The 11985-nt window shown below is 40.6% G+C and carries 8 protein-coding genes; 5 read left to right on the top strand and 3 right to left on the bottom strand.

What is annotated here, in order from left to right:
- The first annotated feature begins 277 nt into the window (after positions 1 to 277).
- Positions 278 to 1384: a magnesium/cobalt transporter CorA gene (corA, locus tag FHW36_RS03065; RefSeq protein ID WP_145662031.1), complete on the top strand. Its 1107-nt coding sequence runs from the start codon at positions 278 to 280 to the stop codon at positions 1382 to 1384.
- Here the strand turns inward: corA and FHW36_RS03060 are convergent.
- A complete protein-coding gene (locus tag FHW36_RS03060; RefSeq protein WP_145662028.1) occupies positions 1381 to 1887 on the bottom strand; it encodes a DUF2480 family protein in 507 nt (168 codons plus the stop codon). The genes corA and FHW36_RS03060 overlap by 4 nt on opposite strands.
- 141 nt (positions 1888 to 2028) lie before the next feature.
- Positions 2029 to 4116 (bottom strand): peptidylprolyl isomerase, encoded by a 2088-nt coding sequence (locus tag FHW36_RS03055; RefSeq protein ID WP_145662025.1) that lies wholly within the window; start codon positions 4114 to 4116, stop codon positions 2029 to 2031.
- Between the two features lie 766 nt (positions 4117 to 4882).
- Here FHW36_RS03055 and nadA point away from each other — a divergent pair.
- Entirely contained in the window at positions 4883 to 5890 is a 1008-nt protein-coding gene (nadA, locus tag FHW36_RS03050) for a quinolinate synthase NadA (protein WP_246121048.1), read from the top strand.
- 1613 nt (positions 5891 to 7503) lie between these two features.
- Here nadA and FHW36_RS03045 read toward each other — a convergent pair.
- Positions 7504 to 7740, bottom strand: coding sequence for a FeoA family protein (locus tag FHW36_RS03045; protein WP_106526548.1), 237 nt, complete (start codon positions 7738 to 7740; stop codon positions 7504 to 7506).
- Positions 7741 to 7891: 151 nt separating this feature from the next.
- On the opposite strand from FHW36_RS03045, the gene ybeY reads away from it, so the two are divergent.
- From ybeY to FHW36_RS03030, 3 genes are all read left to right on the top strand, one after another.
- Positions 7892 to 8320, top strand: coding sequence for an rRNA maturation RNase YbeY (ybeY, locus tag FHW36_RS03040; protein ID WP_145662022.1), 429 nt, complete (start codon positions 7892 to 7894; stop codon positions 8318 to 8320).
- Positions 8321 to 9183: 863 nt separating this feature from the next.
- A complete protein-coding gene (gene mnmG, locus FHW36_RS03035) occupies positions 9184 to 11052 on the top strand; it encodes a tRNA uridine-5-carboxymethylaminomethyl(34) synthesis enzyme MnmG (RefSeq protein ID WP_145662019.1) in 1869 nt (622 codons plus the stop codon).
- 358 nt (positions 11053 to 11410) lie between these two features.
- Entirely contained in the window at positions 11411 to 11983 is a 573-nt protein-coding gene (locus tag FHW36_RS03030; protein WP_145662016.1) for an RNA polymerase sigma factor, read from the top strand.
- Positions 11984 to 11985 lie beyond the last annotated feature (2 nt).

Genomic DNA, 11985 nt, shown 5'->3' with positions numbered 1-11985 from the left:
CGATCAAAAGCTGTCGACGTTCTTGTCGACAGCTTTTTTTTGTCCTGGTTTCATGGCCTTTTAAAATGTTATTTGTTCGTTTTAATAAGTCTATATACCCTATAGGACTGATGTGACGCATTTATTTTTTAACCCTTTTACGATTTTTTCTCTAAAAACAGGGGCAATTTTCCACCTGCTTCCGACGGCCTGATACCGTTGTAAATCATTTCTTAAACAGCTATTCCCCAAATTTTCCTTTAAATTCGGAACTAAATCCAGATAATAGCAGTTGCATATGGGCTTGAAAAACAAACTACCTATTCCTGGCGTAGTACAGGTATTGAATCCATTTAAAGTGAAGAAGCAACGTATCATGAATTTCAATCCGGCAGAAGGATTGGCTACCCGCAAGTCGGCGGACAATACCCGTATTACCGTTTTTGACTACGGCGCCAATCTTTGTTCAGAGCTGGTACTGCATAAAGTGGAAGATACCTTCAAATATCTCGAATCTGACCAACTGAGCTGGATAAATATCGATGGCCTGCGAAAAGAAGAAGTACACGCCATTTGTGAGCAATTCATAATTCACCCATTAATTGAAGAAGACATACTAAGCATAGGACAACGGGCAAAAATGGACGAAATCAATGACCGGATGTTCTGCCTCCTACCTATGATCTATTTCAACAGCGAAACCTCGTCGGTAGATACGGAACAGGTAAGTATCGTATTGGGCAAAAATTTCGTGATTTCTTTCCAGGAAGATCCTATTAGGGATGTGTTTGACCCGGTGCGTACTAAACTGTTGTTAAAAGGCTCCCGGATCCGCAATGGGGGAGCAGATTACCTCTGTTATTCCCTGCTGGACGTGATTGTAGATAACTATTTTATTGTGATGGATAAACTGGGAGAACGGATAGAAATGATGGAAGACCTGGTACAACACCAGCCAAATACCCGTACACTGGCACGTATCAATTACCTCCGGCGCCAGGTGTTTTTATTCAAGAGAGCAATCGCTCCTGTACGGGAACTGGTAAATGGCTTCCTGAAAAGTGAAAGTGATTTATTGGACGACAAAGTCACTAAATATTATAAGGACGTTTACGACCATATTATTCAATGCAACGACCTTGCCGATAACTACCGCGATATGGTACTAAATTTACAGGAAATGTACCATACCCAGCTGAACCTGAAAATGAATGAGATTATGAAAGTGTTGGCGGTGGTAACTACCCTGATGGCCCCGCCAACACTTTTAGCCGGTATTTACGGCATGAATTTTCACAATATGCCCGAACTGGAAAACGAACACGGCTATTATTACACCCTGGGAGGTATGGGACTGCTCCTGGCATTGATGATCATGGTGTTTAGAAAAAGAGGCTGGTTTTAAGCTTTCTTTTTATATACCGGAACAGTAGAACAAGGCTCTCCATACATAATACTCTTGGCTACCGGGCGAAGCAGACGGGTGATTTCTGCATAGGCAATTTCTCCTACACGCTTATCTCCACATCCCTTTACAACAATCCTTTTATCTGTAAAGGCTGATACATCTATCTTAGCCAGGTTTTGCAGGTATAAGGTATGGTGAATAAATGTGGCATCCCCAAATGCGGCATAAGCAGCTATTGGTTCCAGTTGAGTCATTACTAACATATACGCCCATAATGGAACAATGGCATCTACACTACATATCAATCCTACATTTTTTCCACGATACTGCTCCCAGTCGTGCGACTGCATCGCAGCCCGGAAATCCTTTTCCTTCAGGATCAGTCCCATAAACAGGTGGTCTTTCATGTCAAAAACGACCGTTTCCCCCTGGGGATAATAATCTTCCAGGTCTATGGTTTCCAATCCACTTTGAGCTACTTTATTGATGATTTCTTCCATTTTTTCCTGTTTGAGAATACAAATTTACGAATATCAGGAAGATATGTGCATGATCCGTTGCTAACGAAGGAAGGGTGGATAAATGAGAAAGGGACGCCCGCAGGCGCCCCTTTCATCTATGTCAGTTTAAAATGTAGCGGTCTAGAAAAATTTACCACGGGTATCTTTCACATCGCTCTTCTTCTTCAGCACTTCAAACAGCTGTTGGTCCAGCATGGATTTAACACCTTGTTCGTAAGCGGCCTGTTGAGAAGCAACATCCTGTGCCGGCTGGGTAGACGGTGCAAAGCTATCAACTTTGATAACATATACACCAGCATTACCTTCTATAGGAGCGGATACTGCGTTGGTTCCCCATTTCTTATTGAAGGCAGCACCTGCTACACGTGGTTCGAAGCCCAATGAAGCAATAAATGGAGTACCGAAAGAAACGCCTTCAGCTTTTAACACTGGTTGATTGGTTGTTTTGGCAGCAGCATCCAGTGACGCAGGAGTTTGCAGCTTAGCCATAATCTGCTCAGCTTTCTTGTGTTTCTTTACTTCTGCTTCCACCTGAGGTCTTACATCATCCAGTGGGGCGGTACCTTCTTCGCGGATGCTGGTTAAAACACCTACTACGTATTTATCATCGAAAGTGAATACGTTACTTACGTCTCCTTTTTTAGCTTCGTAAGCCCAACGTACCAGTTCGCGTGCCTGGCCAACACCCGGTACTACGAAGTCCATTGGACGAACATTATCCGCAATTCTTTTATTCAGCTTTCCTTCCTGTACTGTTTTCTCAAATGCAGCTTGTGTACGGGCTTTTCCTGCGAAATCACTCGCAGCACCAAAAGCAGCATTGTTTGTTTCCTTGCTGGCATCTACAGATTTACCGAGGTAAGCCACTTTAACGGCTGGACCGATATTCTTCTGATCCATGATCTGCATTACGTGGTAACCAAACTGGGTTTTCACTGTTTTGATCTGACCTTTAGTACCATCGAAAGCAAATTCTTTAAATTCAGGAACAAATTGAGAAGACGGAGTTAAATCATATTCTCCTCCAGTTTGTTTGCTGCCTGGATCATCAGAATACTGTGCCACGAGCGCTTTAAAGTCGGCACCACCTTTTACAGCTACTTCAATGCTATCTGCACGTTTTTTGGCAATAGAATCTGGTAAACCGCCTTGTGCACCGGATGCGATCAGGATATGACGAACTTTTACGCTATCAGGCATATTCTTACGATCAACCATTTTCGCATACACGATCAGGTTGTTATCATAATATGGTCCAAATATTTCACCTACTGGCAGATTCACGATAGAATCTTTCATCGGAATTTTGGATTCATTTTTAGAAATATAGCCGTCGAAGTATTTAATATCAGAGTTACGATTGATAAAACCAGCCACATCTTTAGTGGTATCCAGCTCAGCTTTCATAGCTACAATCTGTGAAATAGCAGCAGCGGAATCAGCGGCAGATGGAATAGCATCAAAAGATACATATTCTACCTTGCGGGATTCTTCTACTTTAAAGAGTTGTTTGTGATCCTGGATAAAGCGGTTCAGTTCAGCATCAGTTACCTTAACAGTAGAATCACCGATAGTAGCATAAGGTACACTTACATAAGAAACAGTGGCTGTTTGGTTATTATCATCCTGTTGTTGTTTCGCCAACCACTTAGGATAATATACTCCCTGCTTTACCAGTGTCATATATTTCAGTTGCTCCTGGTATTTAGCAATATAGGATTCCAGTTGGTGGAAACCTTCACGTACCTGAGGGTTGTTGCCAGCTTGTGAAATAGCCTGCTGCAATGCATTACGATCAAATTGTCCGTCGCGGGTAAATTGTTGTACAACAACCGGGTTCGGATTTTTACCTCTGATCTGATCTACTACTTCCGCTTCAGTTACTACGATACCCAGCTTTTCGTACTGAGCCTGCATAATCTTTTCATTCAGAAACTGGTTCCAAACCTGTTCGCGGATATATTGACGGGTTTGTTCGTCAATATTTGGCATTTGCTGACGCGCGTTGTTTTCTGCGTCCTGAATGCGGCGTTGGTAATCTGACAAGTCCAGATCTTCACCGTTTACTTTTCCAACGCTCGTGCTGCGACGGGTTAGAGAACTTTTGCCAAAAAAGGCATCCTGCAACAGGAAACTAACAATAGCCAGGCAAATCACTACAACGATCATGACGGCGTATTTGTCCCTGATTTTCTGAATTACTGACATATATTATATAGTCTACATTTTTAAGGATAGCAAAAATAGAATAAAATAACTGTAACTGCAAAAGAGTATTTTTCTCTTTGAAAGCCTTTCCTGTATTGAGTTTCAGCCGCTTATAACACTTTTGTGGACTATGTATCATTCACAGGTTTTCCACATGAATCGATTATCAACAACCTCGTTTTTACTTCTCTTTCTGCTGTTTTAAACCCCTGTCATTGCTACATTTTATGTAAAATTCCCTTTAAATGGTTGCTACCCGGTTATTCACAATTGTTAAAAAACCTATTTCGGCAATCCACATAAAAATGTGAATAAAACAAGCCTATTTTAGCACTGTATGCATTTTGACCATTTTTCATTCCCCGTCTGTTTTTTTCCACAATTGATGTGTAAAAACCCCTGTAAAACGCAAAATAAGGTGGGAAAAGGTGCCATTGTTCACAGGTAAAACTAATTTTGTTATTGTGGTTAAATTTACCCTTAAAAATCCAAGTGTGATTTTGTGGATAGTAAATGGCTTCTTTTAACATTTTCCTAATACACAGCTAACAAAAAAGATTTTCACGAACAATGATATCCACGTATGTGGATGAAAGTAAGAAAATCCAGTAATGACGCGGGAAGAGCATGTTAATTTCATGTGGAAAGTACAGTAAAAAGGAATAACAACTACATTTGTACAAGTGCTGGAAATTAAATTTCCACATATTCACAGCCCTAATAGTAGTGGGCTTTTTCTTTTAAATAAATAAATAAGTATATAGCTATGATTATGGAAATCGCTGAAGCGAAAAAAAATTTGCAACACAATGGATTTTTGGATATAGCAGTCGATCCTTCGCTGGATTTGTTTGCAGCGATTGAAAATTTAAAAAAGAAGAAAAACGCCATTGTCCTTGCACACTATTACCAGGAGCCGGATATTCAGGATATCGCAGACTACATCGGAGACAGTTTGGGGCTGAGTCAGCAGGCCGCGCAAACTGATGCAGACATGATTGTTTTTGCCGGGGTTCACTTTATGGCGGAAACAGCGAAAATCTTGAGCCCTCAGAAAAAAGTACTGCTTCCCGATCTGAAAGCGGGGTGCTCATTGGCAGATAGCGCGCCTCCTGAGCTGTTTAAGAAGTTCAGGGACCGTTACCCCGATCATATCGTGATTTCCTATATTAACTGCTCAGCGGGTATCAAAGCACTCAGCGATATCATTTGCACGAGCTCTAATGCCGAAAAAATCATCGAAAGCATCCCCCACAATCAGCCCATCATATTTGCACCGGATCGAAATTTAGGGGCTTATTTGATCAAAAAAACGGGTAGAGACATGGTTCTGTGGAACGGTGCCTGTATGGTACACGAAATTTTCTCGCTGGAAAAGATTACCAAACTGAAGATCCGTCATCCCAAAGCCAAAGTGATAGCACATCCAGAGTGTGAACCTGCCGTATTGGCTATCGCTGATTACATCGGATCCACCACCGGGTTGTTGAAATTCAGTCATAAAGACGATGCCCAGGAGTATATCGTGGTAACGGAAACGGGTATTCTCCACCAGATGCAAAAAGAAAATCCAGGTAAGACTTTTATCCCAGCTCCTCCTAACAATGCATGTGCTTGCAATGATTGTCCACATATGAAATTAAATACCCTGGAAAAGTTGTACCTGTGTATGGAGTATGAACAACCAGAAATTATAATGGAAGAAAACCTGCGAATAGCAGCTAAAAAGCCAATTGAGCGGATGTTGGAGATCAGTGCTCAAGCTGGACTTTAGCATAAGTGATTGAATATCAATTTTATTTGAATTTTAGTTTGCGTTAATAGAATTAAAGAAAGTAATACGAAGGCCATGAGAATGTGATATTCTCATGGCCTTCGTATTTATATGCGAAATAATTAATTCTCAGCAAGTTATGAGGCTTTTTAGATGCTGTTTTAAAATACAAACCAACGGATTTTTATGTGGATAAACCGGTTTACTTATTAATAATCCTGTTGAAAAGGGTGTGAATATGTTTTTAAAGGCTGTGAGAATCTAATATTTTAAAATGCCATTGGGTAAGCCAAGGAAGTCTAAATTTTTTTAATTCTCAGCGGCCTGCTATTGCGCTGAGAACGCCATATTTTGATTATTTCTGTACAGCAATCTGTGAAATAGTAGTATCATCTTCCTGGAGCCTATTTTCTAAAGGCCCTGACATTCCTCTTTTTTTCTTTTCCCTTGGGTAATGGCGAGTGTTTTACTTTTATTCGATTGTCAGCGTTTGTTTTTTCGGAGGCAACGATTTTAATGTTAATAAGTGCATTTTGGAAACGCGTTTTGAGGTGGATATCTGTCTTTGCGCTGTGCTTTTGACGTGTATAAACAAGAGAACCAGGGGTATAAATTGATTTTAAAAGAGGCTCATGAGAATCAAATATTTTTTCTTATCACGGGGTTACCACAGGGAGTTTGTTTTCATTGAATTGTCAAGGCATTCATAGTTTGCTGAGAATCAAACATATCCGGGCCTATGGAAGGACCTCCTGATTTTGTTCAATTCTCAGCGCCTTACCAATACGCTGAGAATTGAATAAATGATTCCAGTTTTATTGATGGTGTGGATAAGTGCTTTATACCGGATTCTCATGAGGCAACGAAAGCGCTGAGAATCGGATATTTTTCTGTTGTACTGGTAAGGTAATTAATTTCATTTTTTACAAGAATCTCAGCGGCTTTCCTGTCAGCTGAGGTTTCGATATTCTAAAATTTTGTGGCGTTACCCAGCAAAAATATATTGGCGAAAAGCTCAGCCAACCAGGAGCGTGTTGAGAATTAGATATTTTTTGTTTCGCTTTGGGTACGCCAGTATATCCTATAGGAGCTTATTCTCCCTGCACTGGATAGCTCTTGAGAATCGAATATTTTTGAGCAACCAGATAGTTGTTTGGAGGAGAATAATTAAGGGTCAATCGACAGGCGCTGAGAATGGGCTATTTTTTTATGAGTTGGTATCTTGCCAGGATTTCAGAAAATAGGAAAGTGTGAGGCAATATGTTTGTCTGTAAATTTTCAACTTGTTATTAGAGCAATAGTTTTTGGAGGTATTAAGAATGAAAACATAAATGCAAATTTTTTTTTTGAGAAGCAAGTGTATTGGAATGGGGATAAATCGCCGGTTTTGCCAGAGAAGAATTTTATTTGAAAGGGGAGGAAGAAAAATGGGGATAAAATGAGGTGAGTTTTCTAAAAGGGAACTAATTTTCAAAAAAATTTTTTCTTTTTTCTTCAAAAAACGCTTAAAAATGGGGATAAAACGGGTAAAAGCACCAGAAAAACGGGAAATTTCCCCGATTTTCTAGGTTTTTTTCAAAAAAAATTTTTTCCTGGTACAAAAAGGAGGAAAATTAAATTTCCTCTACCCAAATATGATCAGCTTCTGTTTTGCGAAGTGAGAGATTATAACCGGCCACCATAATTGAAATGGGGTCTCCCAGTGGTGCTATTTTTTCAATCTTTACTGTTTCTCCTGGTACGCAACCCATTTCCATGAGTTTGATGTGAAGATCATCTTTTTCAAATTCTATGATTACTGCACTCTTTCCTGTGGTCAGGGATGACAATTTTATAATGCCTTTTTTCATTTCCTGCTTGTTAATCTGTTTAAACATAGTTCCGGCATACTGATGCTTGTATAGGCAAAGGTAGTCCTGTAAGACCAATATGTCAAAAAGAAACGGGAGGCAATCGGAAATTTCACTTTACTTTTACATCCACATAATTTTTTAAGCGTAAATGGCCATTCAATTCACCTCGCATGAGGTAAAAGATTATTTAAAGGATAAGCGGAAGTTAAAAAGCTTCCTGGTTGATCTTTTTGCTGCAGAAGGACAGGGGCTAAAGAGTCTGCATTTTGTATTTTGCTCTGATGCCTATTTGTTAGAGATCAATAAGCAGTTCTTACAACATGATACCTATACAGATATCGTTACTTTCGAAATGGGAGAGGATCCGGCTGTCACCGAAGGTGAAATATATATAAGTATAGAGAGGGTGTTAGAAAATGCGGAGAAGTTTAAAGTATCTATTGCCCAGGAACAGCACAGGGTTATTTTTCATGGGGCATTGCACCTTTGTGGTTTTAAAGACAAAAGTAAAAAGGATGCTGCATTGATGAGAAGTAAGGAGGATGAATACCTGGAGAAATACTTTGGAGGTAAATAATCTTTATTAGAGACAAGATATATTAGAAGATGTTCCACGTGGAACATCTTTTGTTTTTTAGAGAGGGCAAGTTCTTAAATGTCCTTCCTCAATGTTCCACGTGGAACATTGAGGACAGTTCAACGATTTATTGTAGAGGATTTAGTTTTGGGATTTTGATAGTCTGACGATGACATGATCGATTGTTTTTGGGAGATCTACTATTGAAGATATTACTCCTGTTTTTCGACCAGTATCCGGATTGATGGAAGTTGATATAGACAAGAATAGAGAGGAAGAGAACCGTTCCAGGTGACGACGAATTATATGCACCTGCTGGTGCGAAGATATTTTATTCATAGGCCGCAAGAGGTAGTAGGTACTTTCGATACCCGGCTATATAAGAGAAATGCACTAAGCTTACCTGGCAAAACTAATGAAAGTAGAAATCAGGTTTGCTCCAGGAATAAAGTAAGCCAGGACGATAGATAGTAATTGCGATATACCACCTAATGAGAACTTCAGCTTTTGTTTTAGGGTATAATAAAAGAGGGGACCAACGGCGGCAAAGAGCTGTCTGGTTTTCTAGTCATCCCATTAGTGGTATATCCGTTTGGTAGGAGGGAGAGTGCTGTCATGAGAACTTTCACTTTAGAGTTGTTAAAGCGAAATGCGAATACAAATGCTTGCTCCTGCGGCTTATTTTTGGCCACGAAGCTCAATAGTAAACCTCCTTGCATTTCAAGAGAGTTTATTAATGTTCCACGTGGAACATTAAGCTTATCTCAGGATATTTTCATTTCTGTATGTTCCACGTGGAACATTGTAGTTTATCCAAACAATCTCCCTTCTTCTACGTAATTTTGCACTTTCTAAAAGTTATTATGTTTCCATCATACGATATAATTGTTGTAGGCGCAGGTCATGCCGGCTGTGAAGCTGCCGCCGCCGCCGCTAATATGGGCTCCAAGGTATTGTTAGTGACCATGAATATGCAAACCATTGCCCAGATGAGCTGTAATCCTGCCATGGGAGGTATTGCAAAAGGACAAATTGTAAGAGAAATAGATGCCCTGGGAGGATACTCCGGAATCGTTACGGATCAGTCGATGATCCAGTTCAGGATGTTGAACCGTTCTAAAGGACCCGCTATGTGGAGTCCCCGTACACAGAACGACCGTATGCTTTTCGCCGCCAAATGGAGGGAAGCCCTGGAGAAAACCCCGAACGTAGATTTCTACCAGGATATGGTAAAAGGACTCCTGGTAAAAGATGGTCGTTGTCATGGTGTAATTACCGGGCTTGGGCATGAAATACAGGCAAAAGCGGTGGTATTAACCAATGGTACTTTCCTCAATGGAGTAATACATATTGGAGATAAACAGTTTGGTGGAGGTCGCGTGGCTGAAAAAGCCGCCACAGGTATTACCGAGCAATTGGTTTCCCTGGGCTTTGAAAGCGATCGTCTTAAAACCGGTACACCTCCCCGTATCGATGGACGCAGCTTGGATTATTCCAAAATGGAAGAACAGAAAGGAGATGATGAGATTGTAGGATTTTCCTACCTGGATGTTGAAAGAATTAAACCTGCCCAGCAACGGAGCTGCTGGATTACGTATACCAGCGAAGCTGTACATGAAATGTTACGTACGGGCTTCGACAGATCGCCTATGTTCCAGGGACGTATCCAGGGAACAGGTCCTCGCTACTGTCCAAGCATTGAAGACAAGATAAACCGCTTCGCGGAAAGGGAACGCCACCAGTTATTTGTGGAACCGGAAGGTTGGGATACGGTGGAAATCTATGTAAATGGTTTCTCTACTTCCCTGCCGGAAGATGTACAAATGAAAGCGCTTCGCCTGGTACCAGGATTTGAGAATTGCAGGATGTTCAGACCTGGTTATGCAATAGAATACGACTTTTTCCCACCTACCCAGCTGCAGTTTTCCCTCGAAACAAAGCATGTACAGAACCTGTTCTTCGCGGGACAAATAAATGGTACTACTGGTTATGAAGAAGCCGCTTGTCAGGGTATTATGGCTGGTATCAATGCTCACCAGAAGGCAACGGAACAAGATCCTTTTATTCTGAAAAGAAGTGAAGCCTATATCGGCGTGCTTATCGATGACCTGATCAACAAAGGTACGGAAGAGCCCTACCGGATGTTTACTTCCAGGGCAGAGTTCAGAACCCTGCTTCGCCAGGATAATGCCGATCTGCGCTTAACGGAAAGAAGCTATAAAATGGGATTGGCTAAGGAAGAGAGGATGCAGAAAGTACAGGAAAAGAAAAGCGGGGTAGAACAAATTAAACGTATCCTGAAGGAATTATCGGTAGAACCAGAAGAAATAGCGTCACTACTGGAAGCCAGATCTTCTGCTCCATTAACCCAAAAACAGAAAGCTCACCAGATATTACTGCGCCCGGGTCTGGATATTTTTTCCATGAAAGAACAGGTAGCAAAAATTGGAGAGGCGCTTTCCGGCTTTAACAAGGAAATGTTGGAACAGGCAGAAATCCAGATCAAGTATGATGTATACATTGAAAAGGAAAATGAACTGGTGCAAAAAATGAGTCAACTGGAAGACCTGGTGATTCCGGCTAACTTCGATTATGGAAAGCTGGTATCTTTATCGACGGAGGCCAGGCAGAAATTTAATAAAATACGTCCTCATACTTTGGGACAGGCAAGTCGTATTAGCGGAGTAAATCCGAGCGATGTACAAATCCTGATGGTTTACATGGGACGATAAAAATATTATTCATCATTTTGAAGCGGGCAGATTGTTTTACAGTTTGCCCGCTTTTCTATTTTTTAGGGATATATTTCAAAAAAAAAGGTGAAAAAGCCGAAAAATCGACCTTCATAAAGTGGGTAAATTTCGTATATCCGGGAGAAGATGGATAAATGTGTTAAAAATAGGGGTGAGGTGAACTAAAGGGCTAAAAATGCGTTTTTTGATGATAGATATATTTTTTGAAGGAAAAGCAACTATTTTTCTACCTGGCTCGTATCATTAGTATGATTGATTTAATAAATCAGCATCAACCATCATTTTCCCCATGAGGAAGGAACACTTTTAAAAGAAAAACGAAGGCAAGATTTTTTTTGTGCAGGATCTGACTAATATTAATGATCTCATTGCCGGTTGCTGCAGAAAAGAACGCAGCAGCCAGGAGGCGTTATACCGAAACTTCTTCGGGTATGGGCTCAGTATTTGTTTGCGGTATGCACAAAATAGAGAAGAAGCAGTGGAGATTCTTAACGATGGTTTCCTCAAAATATTTAATCATATCCAGTCATTTGATACCAGCAGGTCATTTAAAACATGGCTAGGCAAAATCATGGTTAACACGTCCATCGATTTTTTGCGTAGTAAAAAGCGGTTGATATTTGTGGATGACATCAGCCAGATTACTGAACCCACCACGGATGAAACAATAGTCGACAAATTGTCCTATGAAGAACTGCTCCAGCATGTGCAAGCATTGCCGCCGGCTTATAGGACTGTTTTTAACCTATACGTAATGGAAGGGTTTCAGCACCAGGAAATAGCTACTATGCTGCGTATCTCAGAAGGAACCTCCAAATCGAATTTATTTAAAGCGAAAAAAATACTGAAAGAGAGAATCATAAAGTCATCTATGAATATTGCAGATGGGATAGACATAAATATGCATTAGTA

Source organism: Chitinophaga polysaccharea, from assembly GCF_007829335.1.
Classification (GTDB): Bacteria; Bacteroidota; Bacteroidia; order Chitinophagales; family Chitinophagaceae; genus Chitinophaga; species Chitinophaga polysaccharea_B.
The sequence above is the reverse complement of the archived record's forward strand: the minus strand, read 5'-3'. Positions and strand labels throughout refer to the sequence as shown.

Excerpts from the sequence above, each read along its gene's own strand:
- corA (WP_145662031.1), top strand. The coding sequence starts at position 278 with ATGGGCTTGAAAAACAAACTACCTATTCCTGGCGTAGTACAGGTATTG.
- FHW36_RS03060 (WP_145662028.1), bottom strand. The coding sequence starts at position 1,887 with ATGGAAGAAATCATCAATAAAGTAGCTCAAAGTGGATTGGAAACCATA.
- FHW36_RS03055 (WP_145662025.1), bottom strand. The coding sequence starts at position 4,116 with ATGTCAGTAATTCAGAAAATCAGGGACAAATACGCCGTCATGATCGTT.
- nadA (WP_246121048.1), top strand. The coding sequence starts at position 4,883 with ATGATTATGGAAATCGCTGAAGCGAAAAAAAATTTGCAACACAATGGA.
- FHW36_RS03045 (WP_106526548.1), bottom strand. The coding sequence starts at position 7,740 with ATGAAAAAAGGCATTATAAAATTGTCATCCCTGACCACAGGAAAGAGT.
- ybeY (WP_145662022.1), top strand. The coding sequence starts at position 7,892 with ATGGCCATTCAATTCACCTCGCATGAGGTAAAAGATTATTTAAAGGAT.
- mnmG (WP_145662019.1), top strand. The coding sequence starts at position 9,184 with ATGTTTCCATCATACGATATAATTGTTGTAGGCGCAGGTCATGCCGGC.